The organism is Streptomyces sp. NPDC029466 (assembly GCF_055574515.1).
The window spans coordinates 76,551-94,647 of record NZ_JBVHZH010000026.1 but is presented as its reverse complement, the minus strand read 5'-3'; the positions used below and the strand labels follow the sequence as shown (position 1 = coordinate 94,647).

Genomic DNA, 18,097 nt, shown 5'->3' with positions numbered 1-18,097 from the left:
TCAACTGCTATACGCGGCAGGCGCCGTAGGTGCGGCCCGTTCGTGACCCGGTCGTGATCGTCGGTACGTGCTTCCGTTCACGAGCGACCGGCCGACGCCAGATCACGGGAACATAACGGACACTCAAGAGTGACCTATCCCACGCTATTTCCAGCACTAAGCGCTTGACGCCCGGGAAGCCTTGGCGTGGCGGATGCGGAAGTGGTAGGCGCCCGCCGAGCCCGCGTGGAGCAGCAAATGCCATGCGTAGGAACATGATCGCGAAATTCGGACATCCCGCCGCGGGGGCAGCCGGCGGACAAAAGTCCGTTTTGTTCGTCGCGTACGCGTCAAGTGTGGCGCACTGCACCTTTCTTGGCAGCAACCTGCGGTGCCTGATAGCCGTTATTGCCATGTCCCCGAACGCACTCATACCCAGCCACCGGAAGCCCCGTCGTCCTTCCGCGTCCTCGCGGGCGCTGCGGGCGGGCGTGACCGGTGGCTTCCTCACCCTCGCGGTGACCGGTGCCACCGTGCCGGCCAACGCCGCGGAAAAGCCCGTCTCCGAAACCCAGGAGATGCCGACGATCACGACGGCGCTGGCCACCAGCGCCGCCAGGAGCGCCGACACGGCCGAGCAGGTCGCGTTCAACTACGAGCGTCAGGCGCTCCAGGACAGCGCCTTCTCGCACGCGGCCAAGGCCGCGGAGAAGCACAAGGCCGAGGCCGTGAAGAAGGCCAAGGCCGCGGCGAAGAAGAAGGCCGAGGAAGCCCGTAAGGCCAAGGAGGCCGCCGAGGCCCGTGCCTCGCGCTCCTCCGACCGTTCGACCCTGTCCGCCCCGGCGTCGAACGCCACCGGCAGCTCCGCCACGCTCGTCGCCTTCCTCAAGGCGCAGCTCGGCAAGGCCTACGTGCTGGGCTCCAGCGGCCCCTCGTCGTACGACTGCTCCGGTCTGACGCAGGCCGCGTTCAACCAGATCGGCATCGACCTGCCGCGGGTGTCGCAGGACCAGTCCACCCAGGGCACCCAGGTCGGCCTGGACAACCTCCAGGTCGGCGACATCCTGTACTGGGGCAGCGCGGGCAGCGCCTACCACGTCGGCGTCTACGTCGGCGGCGGCAAGTTCATCGGCGCCCAGAACCCGAGCACCGGCATCGTCGAGCGCCCGCTCGACTACGACATGCCGACCGGCGCGGTGCGCGTCCTCTAAGACCGCCGCGCACGCGAACACGCACAAGGACCGTCCCTCCCGCCGCTCGGGAGGGACGGTCCTTTTGCCACGGCGCGCCCCGCGCACCGGTGGGTGCACGGGGCGGCCTTCGGCCCGTGCCGCCGAGAACAGGACCGGGCCCCGGGAGCGCGGGCTCAGCCGTGGGCCCGCCGGACGCACCGACGGGCCGCCAGGGGCGTTCGACGGGGCCGTCACGGGCCGCCCCGCCGGGCGGGAGATACCAGCCCGCGTCGCGGCCGGCTGCCTGGTGGTCGCGTTGAGCTGGTTGAACAGGTTGGTGATGCCGAGAATCCGTCGTCACCGCACTGACGGATCCCGGCCGGAGAGTGTGACCGCGGCACCGGGAAATCTTTCCGGGCGCCGCGGGAGCACGGACCGGGCCGGCCCCGGACCTCCCGTCCGGTGGCCGGCCCCCGAGTCAGGCCTTCGGGGCGACCTTGCTCAGCCCGTTGATGATGCGGTCCATCGCGTCGCCGCCCGTGGGGTCGGTGAGGTTGGCGAGCATCTTGAGGGTGAAGCGCATCAGCAGCGGGTGGGTCAGTCCGCGCTGGGTGGCGATCTTCATGACCTTGGGGTTGCCGATGAGCTTCACGAAGGCGCGGCCCAGCGAGTAGTAGCCGCCGTAGGTGTCCTTGAGGATCTTCGGGTAGCGCGCCAGGGCCAGTTCGCGCTGCGCGTACGTGGCACGGGCGTGCGCCTGCACGATGACCTCGGCGGCGATCGCACCGGATTCCATCGCGTAGGCGATGCCCTCACCGTTGAACGGGTTGACCAGCCCGCCCGCGTCACCGACCAGCAGCAGGCCCCTGGTGTAGTGCGGCTGGCGGTTGAAGGCCATGGGGAGCGCGGCGCCGCGGATCGGGCCGGTCATGTTCTCCGGCGTGTAGCCCCAGTCGGCGGGCATCGAGGCGCACCACGCCTTGAGGATCTCCCGCCAGTCCAGCTCCTTGAACGCGGAGCTGGAGTTGAGGATGCCGAGGCCGACGTTGCTCGTCCCGTCGCCCATGCCGAAGATCCAGCCGTAGCCGGGCAGCAGCCGGTCCTGGGCGCCGCGGCGGTCCCACAGCTCCAGCCAGGACTCCAGGTAGTCGTCGTCATGGCGGGGCGAGGTGAAGTACGTACGGACGGCCACGCCCATGGGGCGGTCCTCGCGCCGGTGCAGGCCCATGGCCAGCGAGAGCCGGGTGGAGTTGCCGTCGGCGGCGACGACGAGCGGGGCGTGGAAGGTGACCGGGGTCTTCTCCTCGCCGAGCTTGGCGTGCACACCGGTGATGTGGCCGGTCAGCTCGTGGACGATCGGCGCGCCCACGTTGCAGCGCTCGTACAGCCGCGCCCCGGCCTTCTGCGCCTGCCGGGCCAGCTGCTCGTCGAAGTCGTCGCGCTTACGGACCAGGCCGTAGTCCGGGTACGAGGCCAGCTCCGGCCAGTCGAGCTGGAGCCGGGAGCCGCCGCCGATGATCCGCAGGCCCTTGTTGCGCAGCCAGCCCGCCTCCTCGGAGATGTCGATGCCCATCGCGACCAGCTGCTTGGTGGCGCGCGGGGTGAGCCCGTCGCCGCAGACCTTCTCGCGCGGGAACGCGGTCTTCTCCAGAAGGAGCACATCCAGACCGGACTTGGCGAGGTGATAGGCGGTGGCCGAGCCGGCCGGCCCGGCACCGACGACGATCACATCCGCGCTGTGCTCCGATCGGGCGGGGGTCACGGAATCGGTCACGGACGCGGACTCGGTCACGGCGCTGTCTCCCGGAAGTCGATATCTGGATATCTGGGTGCCGACCGGCACTGGGCATGTGCAGTCTATGGGGGCCTTGGTGATCAGAACCTGAAGGGTTGTCCCCCATGAAGTCTGTGCACACACCACTCCCCTCGGTCGAACTGCGGGTGCCCACCGACGAGGACGCGAGGCACTGGCACCGGGCCTTCAGCCACCCGGACGTGATGGAGTTCCGCGGTGGCGTCCCCGCCGAACTCTCGGAGTACGACGAGCTCACCGCCCGACAGCGCCGGCACCACGCCGAGCTGGGCTTCTGCCTGTACACCCTGGTGGACCCGGCGGACGGCGCGGTCATCGGCTTCACCGGCGCCCAGCCCTGGCCGCACGACTGGGGACCGGTGGGCGAGATCGAGATCGGCTGGCGCCTCGGCCGCGCGTACTGGGGCAAGGGCTACGCCACCACGGCGGCGCAGGCGGCGCTGGAGTCCGTACGGGCGGCCGGGGTCCGGCATGTGGTGGCGATGGTGGCCGCCGCCAACGAGCGGTCGCTCGCGGTGACCCGGCGGCTGGGGATGCGCCGGGCGGAGACGGTGATCACGCCCAACGGGCAGCGTACGGCGTACTGCCACCGGCTGGATCTGTGACGCTGGATCCGTGAGTCCCCGGGACGAACGGGAAGGGGCGCTGCGGGAATTCCTCGGCAGCGCCCCTTCCACTCCTCGGCAGAGAGGGGCCCTGCCCACGGTGGGGAATGCGGCGCCGTCCTCAGCCCTCGGCCGGCCGGCGTCCCCGGTGCAGCGCCACGACGCCGCCGGTCAGATTGCGCCAGGCCACCTCGGTCCAGCCCACGCCCTGGAGCCGGGCGGCGAGTTCGGGCTGGTTGGGCCAGGTGCGGATGGACTCGGCGAGATAGACGTAGGCGTCCGGGTTGCTGCTGACCGCGCGGGCGACCGGCGGCAGCGCCCGCATCAGGTACTCGGTGTAGACCGTCCGGAACGGCGCCCAGGTCGGCTCGCTGAACTCGCAGATCACCACCCGGCCACCCGGCTTGGTGACCCGGTACAGCTCCGCCAGCGCGGCATCGGTGTCCTGGATGTTGCGCAGCCCGAAGGAGATGGTCACGGCGTCGAACACCGCGTCCGCGAACGGCAGCCGGGTACCGTCACCGGCCGTGAACGGCAGCCACGGGTGCCGCTTCTTGCCCTCCCGCAGCATGCCGACGGAGAAGTCGCACGGCACCACATACGCACCGGTCCTGGCGAACGGCAGTGAGGAGGTGCCGGTACCGGCCGCGAGGTCGAGCACCCGCTCGGCGGGCCGTGCGGCCACCGCACGCTCCACCTCCTTGCGCCACAGCCGCGCCTGCCCCAGGGAGAGCACGTCGTTGGTGAGGTCGTACCGCGCCGCCACGTCGTCGAACATCGCGGCGACTTCGTGCGGCTGCTTGTCCAGGGATGCTCGGGTCACCCGGCCATTGTCCACCGTGCCGGGGCCGGGGACCGCACCGGGCACGCCCCGGCACGCCCGCCGTCAGCGGCGGCGGTACACCAGACGGCCGGCGAGGACGGTGGCCAGACAGCTGCCGTCCTCGGCGAAGACCGCGAAATCGGCCGCGCCGCCCACGGTCAGCGCACGGGGGCGGCCGCCGGGCGGCTCCGCGAGCCCGGACCGCTGGACGGCCGTACGGACCGCGGGCCGGGTGAACGGCCCGGTCAGCGCCGTCGTCCCGGCGGCCAGCAGGCGCTGCAGGCCACGGCGGGCGCTGGCCCCCCAGCGGGTCTCGGTCATGTCGAGGGCGGCGAGCGCCTCGCCGGTGAGCGGCTCGCTGCCGAGCTCGTCGGCCTCGCGCGGATCGGGGTGGTAGGCGGACTCCAACAGCGCGGCGGCCGCGGGCTCGTACCGGCCCGGAGTCAGCACGCCGTCCCACTCCCGGACCCGCGCCCGGCCGCCGTAGGCCGCCGACAGCTCCTCGTACGGGCCGATGGCGGCGAGACGGGCGCCGTCGACGAGGACCGCGTACCCGGCCAGCGGCTCCCCGTCATGACCGGGCCGGACACCCCGGACCCGGTGAAGTGTCAGCATCCGCGGCTCAGTTGGCGTCGACCAGCTTCAGTTCCGGATGGGCGGTGCCGCCCTCGATCGCCGTCGACGACAGATGCGAGACGACCTTGTCGTCGACCGGGTCGTTGGCCGGGTCGTCGTGCACGAGCAGGTGCTCGTACGTCGTCGCGCGCTGCCCCGGGACCCGGCCCGCCTTGCGGATCAGGTCGATGATCTCCGTGCGGTTGGAGCGGTGCTTGGCGCCGGCCGAGGAGACCACGTTCTCCTCCAGCATGATCGAGCCGAGGTCGTCCGCGCCGTAGTGCAGCGACAGCTGACCGATCTCCTTACCGGTGGTCAGCCACGAGCCCTGGATGTGCGCGACATTGTCGAAGAAGAGCCGGCCGATGGCGATCATGCGCAGGTACTCGAAGAGGGTGGCCTGCGTCCGGCCCTTCAGGTGGTTGTTCTCCGGCTGGTAGGTGTACGGGATGAAGGCGCGGAAGCCGCCCGTACGGTCCTGGACGTCACGGATCATCCGCAGGTGCTCGATCCGCTCGGCGTTGGTCTCGCCGGTGCCCATCAGCATCGTGGAGGTCGACTCCACGCCCAGCTCATGGGCCGTCTCCATGATCTCCAGCCAGCGCTCGCCGGACTCCTTCAGCGGCGCGATGGCCTTACGGGGGCGCGCCGGCAGCAGCTCGGCACCGGCACCCGCGAAGGAGTCCAGGCCGGCGGCGTGGATGCGCTGGATGGCCTCCTCGACGGACACCTTGGAGATCCGGGCCATGTGCTCGACCTCGGAGGCGCCGAGGGAGTGGATGACCAGCTGCGGGAATGCCTTCTTGATGGCGGAGAAGTGCTCTTCGTAGTACTCGACGCCGTAGTCCGGGTGGTGGCCACCCTGGAACATGATCTGGGTGCCGCCCAGCTCGACGGTCTCCGCGCAGCGCCGCAGGATGTCGTCGAGGTCGCGGGTCCAGCCCTTGGCGGTGTCCTTGGGCGCGGCGTAGAAGGCGCAGAACTTGCAGGCCGTCACGCACACATTGGTGTAGTTGATGTTGCGTTCGATGATGTACGTCGCGATGTGCTCGGTGCCGGCGTAGCGGCGGCGGCGGACGGCGTCGGCGGCCTTGCCCAGCGCGTGCAGCGGAGCGGAGCGGTACAGGTCGAGCGCTTCCTCCGGCGTGATGCGGCCGCCCTGCGCGGCGCGGTCGAGTACGGACTGGAGGTCGGCGTTCTCGGTCACCGGGGCGTCCCTTTCGCAGGCGGGCATCACGAACTGAACCAGCGTACGTCAGGGGTACGACAGCCCCGCCGCCCGGCCGGGCGGCCACCCGCGGCGCACCCCGGAAGGAGGCCACGGCCGGGCTCAGGAGTACCGGACGTACCCCTTCGCCCCGGCAGTGGGTGCCGCGCCGCGCCGCCGCTCGCTAACGGGCGGCCGCCGGCTCCAGCAGCTCCACCGTCACATCCGCCGGGAACCCGGTCGTCGGCCCGACCCGCCGGGCGAATTCCGCGACACCCTTGAGCTGCGCGGGCCCGAAGCGGAAGTCCAGCGTGGTGAAGTAGCGCTCCAGCACCGGTTCGTCGAAGGTCTCCCAGCGGGCCGCCTGCTCGGCGACCTTGGCGACCTCCTCCAGCGACAGATCACGCGAGGCGAGAAACGCCTCGTGCACCTTCTGCACCACGGCCGGCTCGCGCTCCAGGTACTCGCGCCGGGTCGCCCAGACGGCGAAGACGAACGGCAGACCCGTCCAGTCCTTCCACATCTGGCCGAGGTCGTGCACCTCCAGGCCCAGCCGCGGCCCGTCGTGCAGATTGGCGCGCAGCGCGGCATCGCCGATCAGCACCGCCGCGTCCGCCTCCTGCATCATCAGCCCCAGGTCCGGCGGGCAGGTGTAGTAGTCGGGCCGCACCCCGATCTTCTCGGCGAGCAGCAGCTGCGCCAGCCGTACGGACGTCCGCGAGGTCGATCCGAGCGCGACCCGGGCACCGTCCAGCTGGTCCAGCGGCTTCTGCGAGACGATCACGCAGGACATCACCGGGCCGTCACAGCCGACGGCGAGGTCGGGGAAGGCGACGAGGTCGTCGGCGGCCCGCAGGAATTCGACGAGCGTGATCGGCGCGATGTCGAGGTCCCCGCGGACCAGCTGCTCGCTGAGTTTCTCCGGCGTGTCCTTGCTGAGATCCAGATCGAGCAGGGTGCCCGTACGGGCCAGGCCCCAGTAAAGGGGCAGGCAGTTCAGGAACTGGATGTGGCCCACTCGCGGCCGGCTGCGACGGCGGCCGGCGTCGGCTCCCGCGGGTGCGTCTCCGAAGGTTGAATTGTCCACATGCGGAGGCTAGACCTGTCTCCCCAGGGGCAGCGCGGCGGGTCGCGGTATGGACGTTAGTGCGGTCGGTTAAACGTGATCTTTGGCTCTTCCGCCTCAGGAGCAGCACATGCTACGCTCAGCGCAAGTTGCAGTTTGGTTTCCCTTGCAGTACAGAGCCTGCGGAGCATGTGACCCCGCAGGCTCTTGTAGTTTCAGACTTCTTTGCAGGTTCTGGAGCAGGGCAACCCTTTGGCCCAAGGAGGGCTTATGGCTACCGGAACCGTCAAGTGGTTCAACGCTGAAAAGGGCTTCGGCTTCATCGCCCAGGACGGCGGCGGCCCGGATGTCTTCGTCCACTACTCGGCGATCAACGCCTCTGGCTTCCGCTCCCTGGAGGAGAACCAGCAGGTGAACTTCGACGTCACGCAGGGCCCGAAGGGTCCGCAGGCGGAGAACGTCACGCCGGTCTAAGTTGCCCGGCCCGGAATTTCTTCCAGGTCGCCCCTAAGCAGTACCCAAGGAGCCTCGCTCCGCCACTTCGGTGGCGAGCGGGGCTCCTGCCTTTTCGCCACCGACACGCGCACCGCCACGAATGGCGGACACATGAATTCTGGTCGTCCGGCGCATGACAGACCCGAATGCCACACGCATTAGGGAATTCTTCCGCCAATGACCGCGGATTCACAGGCCACCTCGACTCCCGGCCGGTCGAACCGCAGGGGAAGGAATACCCGGATTCCCCCCGCCGGGCGCGCCGCCCTCCCCGCGTCCCCGCGGCAGCGCCCGCCCCGTGCCCGCTCGGCCCACCGCATACATGGGGGCGCGCACCGCACCGACGCAACTCCGTACCGAAGCGATCACGGAAAGTGGTCACATCGGAACATGACCCGGCATACCGTGGGCAGAATGAGCGAGCACTTGCCCCCGCAGAAGCCCTGCCCCGACTGCGCCGGCAGAGGCACCGTGGACTGGGAGACGCCGACCGGCGACCGCGTCACCACGCAGTGCTCCGGTTGTGGCGGCACCGGAACCGTCCTGGCATAGAGGAGGCAGAGGCGACATGGCGGCCTCCAGCAGGCACGGTAAGCCGGTCGGCCTGGACGAGCAGGACGTCGGCACGCTGCCGTGCTCGACCTGCGGGATACGGTCGATGAAACTGCCCGGCCAGCAGGGCGGGTTGTGCATTCCCTGCTACGCCGACGAATGCGCGGTCGCCGGGCGGCGCGCGGCGACCGCCGGATCCTGGGTCGCCGCGAGTTTCGTGGGCGACCCGTGTCTGGCCTGCGGGTCGCGGTCCGTCGACGCCAACGGCTGGGCGTTCTGGTGCAACACCTGCGATATGCAGACGGCCGTGGCCCTGCCGCCACGCTGAGAAGACCCGGACAACTCGCCCCGGAACAGCCCCTTTGACCGACCCCTGGAGGTACGCCGCGCCGACGGCCACCGGTCCGCCCGGTGGAAGTCAGCCAGATGCCGTGGCACGGCATCGCACGTCAGACCCCGTGCCACCTCCCCCACAGAGGTGACACGGGGTTCCAGTTTGACGCGCCGAGGGCTTTTGCTCCAGACCGGGGGTCACCTGCTTTCGTAAAGGGCCGCTATGTCTTTGGCGAAATCGCGGGCCACGGCGGCCCGGCGGAGCTTCAGGGACGGGGTGAGGTGCCCGGTTTCCTCGCTGAAGTCCACCGGGAGGACCGCGAAGCGGCGGATGGATTCGGCGCGGGAGACCAGCTCGTTGGCGTCGTCGACGGCGCGCTGGATGTCGGCCAGCAGGCGCTCGTCGCGGACCAGGCGCTCGGGCGGCAGGTCCGTTTTCTTGTTCATCTGGCGCCAGTGCGCGAGCCCGTCCGGCTCCAGGGTGATCAGCGCGGTGATGTAGGGGCGGTTGTCGCCGATGACCATGCACTGGCCTACGAGAGGGTGTGACCGGAGGCGGTCCTCCAGAGGGGCCGGGGCGACGTTCTTGCCGCCCGTCGTCACGATGATCTCCTTCTTGCGTCCGGTGATCGTGAGGTAGCCGTCCGCATCGAGAGCCCCGAGGTCACCGGTCGCCAGCCAGCCCTGGTCGGTGACGGGGCGGGCCGCGCCGAGGTCCGCGTCCCAGTAGCCGGAGAACACGTGGTCGCCGTGGATCAGGATCTCGCCGTCGTCGGCGATGCGTACGGCCGTACCGGGGAGCGGCCAGCCGACCGTGCCGATACGGGGCCGGAGGGGCGGGGTGACGGTCGTGGCGGCGGTGGTCTCCGTCAGGCCGTAGCCCTCGAAGATCTCGATGCCGGCGCCGGTGTAGAACGCGGCGAGGCGGCGGCCGAGGGGTGAACCGCCGCAGAGGACGTGGCGCACCTTGCCGCCGAGGGCGGCCCGGATGCGGCGGTAGACGAGCGGATCGTAGAGCTTACGGGCGCCCTTGAGGGCCACGCCGGGGCCCGGGCCGGTCCCGTGCTCCTTGGCCTCGACGGCCTCGCCGTAGGAGCGCGCGACACGGACCGCGCGGTCGAAGGAGGCGGCCCGGCCCATCTTCTCCGCGGTGGCCCGTCCGGTGTTGAAAACCTTCTCCAGGACATACGGGATGGCCAGCAGGAACGTCGGCCGGAAGCCGGCCAGGTCGGCGAGCAGCTCGTCGGTCCGGATGCTGGGGGCGTGCCCGAGGCGGACGCGGGCGCGCAGACAGCCGACCGCGACCATACGGCCGAAGACATGGGAGAGCGGCAGGAAGAGGAGGGTGGCGGCGGGCTCCTCGCTGACCGACTTGAAGACCGGATGCAGCAGCTCGACGGCGTTGTCGGCCTCGGCGAAGAAGTTGGCGTGGGTGAGGGCACAGCCCTTGGGACGGCCGGTGGTGCCGGAGGTGTAGATGAGGGTGGCGAGGGCGTACGGGCCGGTGGCGGCGCGGCACCGGTCGACCGCCTCGTCCGGTATGTCGCGGCCCGCAGCGACGAGTTGGGGGACGGCGCCGGTGTTGAACTGCCACAGGTGGTCCAGGGCGGGGAGTTCAGCGCGGAGGCCGCTGATCAGACGGGCCTCGTCGACGCCCTCCACGACGCAGGCGCGGGCGCCGGAGTCGTGCAGGATCCACTGCGCCTGGTGGGCGGAGGACGTGGGGTAGAGGGGGACGGTGACCAGACCGGCCGCCCAGGCGGCGAAGTCGACGAGGGTCCACTCGTAGGTCGTACGGGCCATGATCGCGAGCCGGTCGCCGGGGCGGAGGCCGGACGCGAGCAGGCCCTTGGCGACAGCGCGTACCTCTGCGGCGAACTCCGCGGCAGTGATGTCGCGCCAGATGCCGCTGGGCTGCTTACGGGCGAGCACGACGTCGCCGGGGGCCTCCTCGGCGTTGGCGAAGGGAAGGTCCCCGAGCGACCCGCTGCGCACGGGCGGGGCCAGCGGAGGGACGTAGACCTCGCGGACCGTGCCGTCGACCAGGGTTTTCTGCGGCTCGGTGAGGGTGGGGGCGGGGGTGGACGCTGCACTTTCCTGGTGAGACACGAGCGGCTCCTCGTCATTCCTGTGCACGTTGCCGGTGGCTGGGCGCCGTTCGCCTACGGCTTGGGGGTGGTGGGTCGGAGGGGACGCCCGGTACCCCGTCCTCGGCGCGGGCGGCCCTGCTCCCAGAGGTAAGGCACCCCGGCGTTCGCTCCGGTCCTGCGGGCGGGGCACCGGACATCCCCTCCGACCTCCGTCTGTGCGCGGCCGTCCCGCCGTACCGATGACTGTTACGGCAGCCATGCAGCGGCACCCCTTGGCAGGCATCTGGCCCCCGGGCAGGTTGGGCGAGGGCTGAGAGGGGTGGTGACGGACGGTGCCACCGTCCGGCAGTCGGCAACGCTGGACGGTCGGAGGGGATGTACCGGGGCCCGCCCGCAGGACCGGAGCAAACGCCGGGGCAATCAATCCCATGGACCCGCGTCGCCCGGGCCGAGGACGGGTCCCGGTGCGTCCCCTCCGACCCCCGCGGCACCCACGCAACCCGCAACGGCGCCAGCCACCACGGCGCCGCACCAAACAACGTACGGCGCCAACACAGGGGCGCGGGGAACTGCGCGCCCAGCCACCACGGCGCCGCACCAAACAACGTACGGCGACCTAACGGCCGCGCGCCCAGCCACAACCCACCCGCAGCCAAAAACGAGACCCACCTGACCCGGAAGTAACCTTACTTCGAGGTAAAGCTATGCGAGGGCCGCGAGTTGGCCAATACCCCGGCACCAACTTCGTGCCGTCAATGACGAAGCCGCCCCGGCCCCGGAGGACCGGGAGCGGGGCGGCAGTCGGCGCGCGGGCCGGGTCAGCGCCCGGCGCAGGAGCGGCTCTCGTGGTCGACGAGACCGCCCGGCACCCAGCGCTCTCCGCCCATGAGCTGATTGAGGCCCATCCAGGCGAAGTTCATCATCGTGGCCGCGGTGTCCTTGGCCGGTGGATGCTCGGGGTCACCCGAATCCCCTTCGTCCGTACGGACATTGGCCCACTCGGCGAGTGACTCGGCCGCGCCGACCAGCGCGTGCGCGAGGCCGGCGACCTCCCGTTCGGCCAACTCGCCGACGCAGCCCGCCTCCTTTGCGGCTGCACCGAGCAATTCCGTGACGAACGCGACGATTTCCGCCCGCAGCGCGGCCACTTCGCGCGCGAACGGCTCACCGTGCGTCCGCGCCTGCTGGTGGAGTACGGCCCAGCCGTACGGATGCTCGGCGGTGTGCGCGAAGAAGCCCTTCAGGCCGCTGCACAGCTGCCGGTCGGCCGCCGCCCCCGGCTCGACGGCCGAGGTCACGGCCGCCACCAGCGCCGCCGACTCCCGCCGGATCACCGTGTTGAACAGGTCTTCCTTCGAATTCAGGTAGAGATAGACCAGCGGCTTGGAGACTCCGGCCAGTTCGGCGATCTCGTCCATCGAGGCCGCCCGGTATCCGCGCCGCGCGAAGGTCAGTACCGCCGCGTCCAGCATCTGCTGCTCCCGGACGGCGCGCGGCACCCGCTTGCTCTTCACAGCTCCCACCCCGAATGTCCCTCCATCCCGCCCCTTTACTGCAAAGTAAGTTTACGATCTTCGCTTCCCACCCCTCGCCTCTTGACGCGTTCTCAGCTATGACGAGACGATACGTATCGTCGCGCCGCGTCTGGTGAGACGACGCCTTGTCCACATCACCGGGAGGACCCCATGCGGCAGTTCATCGACGCCGCCCCCGACGTCCGCCTGTGGACCGAGCAGCGCGGCGCCGCCGACGCGGCCCCGCTGCTGCTGATCATGGGTGCCCAGGCGAGTGGCCTCGGCTGGCCGGAGCCGCTGGTCGACGCGCTGGCCGCGCACCACCGGGTCGTCCGCTACGACCACCGCGACACCGGCCGCTCCACCTGGTCCTTCGAGGAACGGCCCTACCGGATCGCCGATCTCGCCGATGACGTGATCGCGGTCCTGGACGGGCTGGGCATCGACCGGGCCCATATCGTCGGCATGTCATTGGGCGGCATGCTCGCCCAGATGGTGCTCGCCGACCACCCCGACCGACTGCTCAGCGCCACTCTCATCAGCACCATGGCCCTCAGCACCAACCGCTGCACCCGCCCCGACGGCAGCACGGTCCCGGCCGACGCACTGCCGGGCATCTCGCCCGAGGTCCTGGAGCTGTGGTCGCGTCCGGTCGAGGAGCACGGCCCGGCGGCCGAAGTGGAGCGCCGGATCGAACACTGGCGCGTACTCGCCGGTGACCGGCTCCCCTTCGATGACGCCTACTTCCGCGCCTTCGAGCACCGGGTCATCGCGCACACGGGACACCACCGGGTGGGCACCGCACACGGCCGTGCGGAGCACGACGGCATGCTCCGCACGGACCGGCTCGCCCGGAACGAGGTACCGGCCCTGGTGGTCAGCGCACCCTGCGACCCGGTCTTCCCGCCGCCGCACGCCCAGCACCTGGCCCAGTGCGTCCAGGGCGCGGAACTCGTCGAGATCCCGGGCATGGGACATGCCCTCCCGCCCGCCGTCCACGCACCACTGGCCACCGCGATCCTGGCCCGCACGGGAGCGGTGACGGTGGCCTGAAACCGGTCCCGCCCCGGTCCGCAGACAGCGGGGGCATACGGCTGCGCCCCGGCCTTTCCGTGCGGCCGGGGCGCAGTCAGGGGGACGGCTCGGAACGCTAGGCGGCAGCCGGTGCCGGTACGGAGGCCGCTGCTTCCGCTTCCTCGGCGGCGGCCGTGTCCAGGGAGATGCTCCGCGCCCCGTTGTACGCGTCGCGGTCGAGGAGCTTTTCCCGGGCGGAGACCAGGATCGGGATGACGGCCTGACCGGCCACGTTGGTGGCGGTGCGCATCATGTCCAGGATGGGGTCGATGGCCATCAGCAGGCCGACGCCCTCCAGGGGGAGGCCCAGGGTGGAGAGGGTCAGCGTCAGCATGACCGTGGCGCCGGTGAGGCCGGCGGTGGCGGCGGAGCCGATGACGGAGACGAAGGCGATCAGGAGGTAGTCGCCGATGCCCAGGTCGACGTTGAAGATCTGGGCGATGAAGATCGCGGCGATCGCCGGGTAGATCGAGGCGCAGCCGTCCATCTTGGTCGTCGAGCCGAACGGCACCGCGAAGGAGGCGTACTCACGCGGCACGCCGAGGCGCTGGACGACCTGCTGGGTGACCGGCATGGTGCCGACCGAGGAGCGGGAGACGAAGGCCAGCTGGATGGCGGGCCAGGCGCCGCGGAAGAACTGGAGCGGGTTGACCTTGGCGACGGTCGACAGCAGCAGCGGGTAGACGCCGAAGAGGACGAGCGCGCAGCCGACGTAGATGTCGACGGTGAAGGTCGCGTACTTGCCGATGAGGTTCCAGCCGTACGTCGCGATCGCGTTGCCGATGAGGCCGACGGTGCCGATCGGGGCGAGGCGGATGACCCACCACAGGGCCTTCTGGAGCAGCTCCAGCACCGAGCGGCTGAGCGCGAGGACCGGCTCGGCCTTCTCGCCGAGCTGGAGCGCCGCGATACCGGCGACGGCGGCCATGAAGACGATCTGGAGGACGTTCAGCTCGGTGAACGGCGTGATGATGTCGGTGGGGACGATGCCGGTCAGGAAGTCGATCCAGGAGCCTGCCTCGTCGGGGGCCTTGCCGTCCTTGGGGGTCAGGCCGGTGCCCGCGCCGGGGTTGCTGAGCAGGCCGATCGCCAGGCCGATCGCGACCGCGATCAGCGAGGTGACCATGAACCACAGCAGGGTGCGGGAGGCGAGCCGGGCGGCGTTGTTGACCTGCCGCAGGTTGGTGATCGACACCAGGATCGCGAAGAAGACCAGCGGCGCCACGGCCAGCTTCAGCAGCTGGACGAAGAGGTCGCCGATGTGCTGAAGCGTGGTGGTGAGCCAGCCGACGTCACCGCTCTTGGCGACCCAGCCGAGCAGCACGCCCAGGGCGAGGCCGGTCAGGATCTGTACCCAGAACGGGATCGTGGGTATGCGGGAGGACGTGGGGCGCTGCGGCGCCGGTGCGGACTCGGACGTCTCGGCGGACGGGGACAAGGGACACACTCCGGGAACAGGTCAGGCGTCAGGGACGGCGAAAAGAAGCGCCAGGGACTCAAGCGGCTGCGGAGCAGCAGCGTTGCGGGCCTCTCCCGCCCGGAGGGGTGGGGAGAAGGATCTCCGGCCGCTGGAGGAGAGAGGTCAGCGGCGGCAACAGGCCGCGGACATACAGCGGCAGAGATCGACATGCAGGCGCGCCACGAGCGGAGTGCTCATGGGGGACGGAGGCGCGGCTGCTGTCTTCATGACACGAACGTTAACACTTGAACTTTGAGGAACCCAAAGAAAATCTTTGGGTTCCCGGCGCCGTGCGCCCACCGGACCCGCCGTCAGAAACGCGACAGGCGCCCGCCCGTGGAGCGAAGTCCACGGCGACGGGCGCCTGTCGCGACGAAGCGGCTGTGAGGCGTGTTACATCACGGGGCCGGTGGCCCCGGTGGGCGGCCTTACTTCAGGCCGTCCTCCTGGCCGGCGCTGGCCGCGAAGCGCGCACGCTGGCGATCGACCTTGGGCGCGATCTGCTCGGCCATCGCGTCCCGCTGCTTGCGCAGCAGCACGAAGCTGAGCGGCGCGGAGATCACGACGGCGAGCAGCAGCAGCCAGAAGATGTTGGAGGCGCCGATCCCGAGCGGAATCACGTGGGCGTACGCCAGCACCCACACCACGGCGAACGAGGCGACGAAGAGGCCGATGCGAAGGGCGGTGTAGCGGAGCGTGGCGAAGTTGTGGCTACTCACGGATGGGACCTTCTCCTCAACGGCAACCTAAAGGGTCTGCATCCAGTCAAGCACAGCGCTTCGGGCGATCTTCGCGGCCCCCGCCGCAGCCCGGTCATGGCGCGGCCCGCCCCGCACGGCGCCCCCGGGCCCGCTCGTCAGCCCAGATCCAGCCACATGGTGATGTCGTCGCGGTAGTCGTCGTCCGCCACCCGGATCGCGCCGGGCACCCGGCCGACCTCCCGGTAGCCGCAGGCCTCGTAGAAGGGGCGGGCGCCGGAGCCGCCGCGGCAGGTGAGGCGGAGCGCGGTGACCCCATCGACGGAGCGGGCGGCGTCGGCGACCGCCGCCATCAGCCGGCGGCCGGTGCCCCGGCCCTGGAGGGCGGGGTGGACCATGACGGTGTAGACCCACAGCCAGTGCTTCATCAGGCGGTGGGTGTTGGTGGTGAGGAACGCCGTGGCCAGCACCCGGCCGTCCGCGTCACGGCCCACCACCAGGCGCTGGCGCCCCTCGGCCATGGCCGTCAGATGCCCCCGCAGCTCCGGGCGGACCTCCTCGCGGGTCACCGGCGGGACGAACCCGACCGCGCCCCCGGCGTTGGAGACATCGGCCCACAACGCGCATATCCCGTCACGGAGTTCGGGGGTGACAGAAGGGTCCAGGTCGAAACGCACGTTCATGACCCGGACCCTAACGCTCCCCGCCGACGGCGCTTTCGAGCAGGTCAGACGCGCATCGGCTGCGGGGATTCGCGGCGGTCCGGGTCCGGGCCCGGGTACTCGCGGATGGCCTCGTAGCGGGTGTTGCGCTCGACGGGGCGGAAGCCGGCGTCGCGGATCAGCTCCAGCAGGTCCTCACGGGTCAGCTTGTTCGGCGTGCCGTAGTTGTCCGCGTCGTGCGTGATCTTGTACTCGACGACCGAGCCGTCCATGTCGTCCGCGCCGTGCTGAAGGGCGAGCTGGGTGGTCTGCAGACCGTGCATCACCCAGAAGCACTTGACGTGCGGGACGTTGTCGAAAAGGAGGCGGGAGACCGCGAAGGTCTTCAGGGCCTCGGCGCCGGTCGCCATCGTCGTCCGGGCCTGGAGCTTGTTGCGGACCTTGCCGTCCTGCATGTCGACGAAGTCGTGCTGGTAGCGCAGCGGGATGAAGACCTGGAAGCCGCCGGTCTCGTCCTGGAGCTCACGCAGCCGCAGGACGTGGTCGACGCGGTGGCGGGGCTCCTCGATGTGCCCGTAGAGCATCGTCGAGGGGGTCTTGAGGCCCTTTTCGTGGGCGAGGCGGTGGATGCGCGACCAGTCTTCCCAGTGGGTGCGGTGGTCGACGATGTGCTGCCGGACCTCCCAGTCGAAGATCTCGGCACCGCCGCCGGTCAGCGACTCCAGACCGGCCTCGATCAGCTCGTCGAGGATCTCGGAGGCGGAGAGCCCGGAGATGGTCTCGAAGTGGTGGATCTCGGTGGCGGTGAAGGCCTTCAGGGAGACGTTCGGCAGCGCCTTCTTCAGCTCGCTGAGCGAGCGGGGGTAGTAGCGCCACGGCAGGTTGGGGTGGAGCCCGTTGACGATGTGCAGCTCGGTGAGGTTGTCGTTCTCCATCGCCTTGGCGAGGCGGACGGCCTCCTCGATGCGCATCGTGTACGCGTCCTTCTCGCCCGGCTTGCGCTGGAAGGAGCAGTAGGCGCACGACGCGGTGCACACATTCGTCATGTTGAGGTGACGGTTGACGTTGAAGTGGACGACGTCGCCGTTCTTGCGCGTACGCACCTCATGGGCGAGGCCGCCCAGCCAGGCCAGGTCGTCGGACTCGTAGAGGGCGATACCGTCCTCGCGGGTCAGCCGCTCCCCGGCGTGGACCTTCGCCTCCAGCTCGCGCTTGAGGCCCACATCCATCGACGCAGCCATCCGGTCGCCTCCCAGTCTCTGCCGTATCGGTGCCGTTCCTCCGGAGCCGGAAACGGGCTTCACCGAGCGTACTCCCCCGTAAGAGAGGCGGACGGAGCCCCCTGGCGCGCCCGTCCGCCCCGGTGGGTACCGGTGGCGCCCGGTGGCCTACTCGGCCTCTTCGGGCAGTTGGCCGACGCGGTTCTCCCATTTGGTGGAGAGCACGATCGTGGTGCGCGTACGGGAGACGCCCTTGGTGCCGGACAGCCGCCGGATGGTGCGCTCCAGGCCGTCCACGTCACCCACCCGCACCTTGAGCATGTACGAGTCGTCGCCGGCGATGAACCAGCAGTCCTCGATCTCTTCGAGGTCGCGCAGCCGCTGTGCGACGTCCTCGTGGTCGGTGGCGTCCGACAGCGAGATGCCCACCAGCGCCGTGACGCCGAGGCCGAGCGAGGCGGCGTCGACCGTCGCGCGGTAGCCGGTGATCACGCCGGCCGCCTCCAGGCGGTTGATCCGGTCGGTGACGCTGGGCCCGGAGAGGCCGACGAGCCGGCCGAGCTCCGCATACGAGGCCCGGCCGTTCTCGCGAAGTGCCTGGATGAGCTGCCTATCCACCGCGTCCATGCCCTCAAGCCTTCCAATCTTTACGCATATTCGGGTTCTGCATGTAGAATCTAAGGCATACAGGGCCTCAACCCTGCGAATCTTTCAGTCGAC

Annotated in this window: 18 protein-coding genes; 6 read left to right on the top strand and 12 right to left on the bottom strand. The window is 70.2% G+C overall.

What is annotated here, in order from left to right:
• The first annotated feature begins 392 nt into the window (after positions 1–392).
• Positions 393–1,190 carry a C40 family peptidase gene (locus tag ACZ4XD_RS20840; RefSeq protein WP_468044078.1) on the top strand — a complete coding sequence of 266 codons (798 nt, stop codon included), beginning with the start codon at positions 393–395 and terminating at the stop codon, positions 1,188–1,190.
• A gap of 439 nt (positions 1,191–1,629) precedes the next feature.
• Here ACZ4XD_RS20840 and ACZ4XD_RS20835 read toward each other — a convergent pair whose 3' ends face one another.
• A complete protein-coding gene (locus ACZ4XD_RS20835) occupies positions 1,630–2,976 on the bottom strand; it encodes a geranylgeranyl reductase family protein (RefSeq protein WP_349632529.1) in 1,347 nt (448 codons plus the stop codon).
• Between the two features lie 74 nt (positions 2,977–3,050).
• Here ACZ4XD_RS20835 and ACZ4XD_RS20830 point away from each other — a divergent pair, with 74 nt between their 5' ends.
• Positions 3,051–3,569 (top strand): GNAT family N-acetyltransferase, encoded by a 519-nt coding sequence (locus ACZ4XD_RS20830; RefSeq protein WP_468044076.1) that lies wholly within the window; start codon positions 3,051–3,053, stop codon positions 3,567–3,569.
• Positions 3,570–3,690: 121 nt separating this feature from the next.
• Here ACZ4XD_RS20830 and ACZ4XD_RS20825 read toward each other — a convergent pair whose 3' ends face one another.
• The 4 genes from ACZ4XD_RS20825 to ACZ4XD_RS20810 form a co-directional block, all read right to left on the bottom strand.
• Positions 3,691–4,392 (bottom strand): demethylmenaquinone methyltransferase, encoded by a 702-nt coding sequence (locus tag ACZ4XD_RS20825; RefSeq protein WP_468044074.1) that lies wholly within the window; start codon positions 4,390–4,392, stop codon positions 3,691–3,693.
• A 63-nt stretch (positions 4,393–4,455) separates the two neighbouring features.
• Positions 4,456–5,007 carry an imidazolonepropionase-like domain-containing protein gene (locus ACZ4XD_RS20820; protein ID WP_468044072.1) on the bottom strand — a complete coding sequence of 184 codons (552 nt, stop codon included), beginning with the start codon at positions 5,005–5,007 and terminating at the stop codon, positions 4,456–4,458.
• A gap of 7 nt (positions 5,008–5,014) precedes the next feature.
• Positions 5,015–6,214, bottom strand: a complete 1,200-nt coding sequence (gene mqnC, locus ACZ4XD_RS20815) for a cyclic dehypoxanthinyl futalosine synthase (protein ID WP_468044070.1) — start codon at positions 6,212–6,214, stop codon at positions 5,015–5,017.
• Between the two features lie 184 nt (positions 6,215–6,398).
• Complete coding sequence (locus ACZ4XD_RS20810; RefSeq protein WP_423678332.1) at positions 6,399–7,301, bottom strand: menaquinone biosynthetic enzyme MqnA/MqnD family protein; 903 nt, start codon at positions 7,299–7,301, stop codon at positions 6,399–6,401.
• Positions 7,302–7,550: 249 nt separating this feature from the next.
• Between ACZ4XD_RS20810 and ACZ4XD_RS20805 the strand changes: the two genes are divergently transcribed.
• The 3 genes from ACZ4XD_RS20805 (at position 7,551) to ACZ4XD_RS20795 (ending at position 8,655) form a co-directional block, all read left to right on the top strand.
• Entirely contained in the window at positions 7,551–7,754 is a 204-nt protein-coding gene (locus ACZ4XD_RS20805; protein WP_003984261.1) for a cold-shock protein, read from the top strand.
• Positions 7,755–8,189: 435 nt separating this feature from the next.
• A complete protein-coding gene (locus ACZ4XD_RS20800; RefSeq protein ID WP_158092640.1) occupies positions 8,190–8,327 on the top strand; it encodes a hypothetical protein in 138 nt (45 codons plus the stop codon).
• 16 nt (positions 8,328–8,343) lie between these two features.
• Entirely contained in the window at positions 8,344–8,655 is a 312-nt protein-coding gene (locus ACZ4XD_RS20795; protein ID WP_468044067.1) for a hypothetical protein, read from the top strand.
• 203 nt (positions 8,656–8,858) lie between these two features.
• On the opposite strand, the gene ACZ4XD_RS20790 is transcribed toward ACZ4XD_RS20795, so the two are convergent.
• Together ACZ4XD_RS20790 and ACZ4XD_RS20785 are read right to left on the bottom strand one after the other, a co-directional pair.
• Entirely contained in the window at positions 8,859–10,769 is a 1,911-nt protein-coding gene (locus ACZ4XD_RS20790; protein ID WP_468044065.1) for an AMP-dependent synthetase/ligase, read from the bottom strand.
• A gap of 799 nt (positions 10,770–11,568) precedes the next feature.
• Positions 11,569–12,273: a TetR/AcrR family transcriptional regulator gene (locus ACZ4XD_RS20785; RefSeq protein ID WP_468044063.1), complete on the bottom strand. Its 705-nt coding sequence runs from the start codon at positions 12,271–12,273 to the stop codon at positions 11,569–11,571.
• Between the two features lie 162 nt (positions 12,274–12,435).
• Here ACZ4XD_RS20785 and ACZ4XD_RS20780 point away from each other — a divergent pair, with 162 nt between their 5' ends.
• Positions 12,436–13,317 carry an alpha/beta fold hydrolase gene (locus ACZ4XD_RS20780; RefSeq protein ID WP_468044061.1) on the top strand — a complete coding sequence of 294 codons (882 nt, stop codon included), beginning with the start codon at positions 12,436–12,438 and terminating at the stop codon, positions 13,315–13,317.
• Positions 13,318–13,414: 97 nt separating this feature from the next.
• Here ACZ4XD_RS20780 and ACZ4XD_RS20775 read toward each other — a convergent pair whose 3' ends face one another.
• The 5 genes from ACZ4XD_RS20775 to ACZ4XD_RS20755 all read right to left on the bottom strand — a co-directional run bounded on the left by ACZ4XD_RS20775 (position 13,415) and on the right by ACZ4XD_RS20755 (position 18,004).
• Positions 13,415–14,776 carry a dicarboxylate/amino acid:cation symporter gene (locus ACZ4XD_RS20775; RefSeq protein ID WP_468044059.1) on the bottom strand — a complete coding sequence of 454 codons (1,362 nt, stop codon included), beginning with the start codon at positions 14,774–14,776 and terminating at the stop codon, positions 13,415–13,417.
• A 449-nt stretch (positions 14,777–15,225) separates the two neighbouring features.
• Positions 15,226–15,516 (bottom strand): DUF4229 domain-containing protein, encoded by a 291-nt coding sequence (locus tag ACZ4XD_RS20770; protein ID WP_468044057.1) that lies wholly within the window; start codon positions 15,514–15,516, stop codon positions 15,226–15,228.
• Between the two features lie 137 nt (positions 15,517–15,653).
• Positions 15,654–16,178 carry a GNAT family N-acetyltransferase gene (locus tag ACZ4XD_RS20765; RefSeq protein ID WP_468044055.1) on the bottom strand — a complete coding sequence of 175 codons (525 nt, stop codon included), beginning with the start codon at positions 16,176–16,178 and terminating at the stop codon, positions 15,654–15,656.
• Positions 16,179–16,222: 44 nt separating this feature from the next.
• The gene (gene mqnE, locus ACZ4XD_RS20760; protein WP_327159181.1) at positions 16,223–17,386 is read right to left on the bottom strand and encodes an aminofutalosine synthase MqnE; all 1,164 of its coding nucleotides are present in this window, start codon (positions 17,384–17,386) and stop codon (positions 16,223–16,225) included.
• Positions 17,387–17,545: 159 nt separating this feature from the next.
• Positions 17,546–18,004 (bottom strand): Lrp/AsnC family transcriptional regulator, encoded by a 459-nt coding sequence (locus ACZ4XD_RS20755; protein WP_042155701.1) that lies wholly within the window; start codon positions 18,002–18,004, stop codon positions 17,546–17,548.
• Between the last annotated feature and the right edge of the window lie 93 nt (positions 18,005–18,097).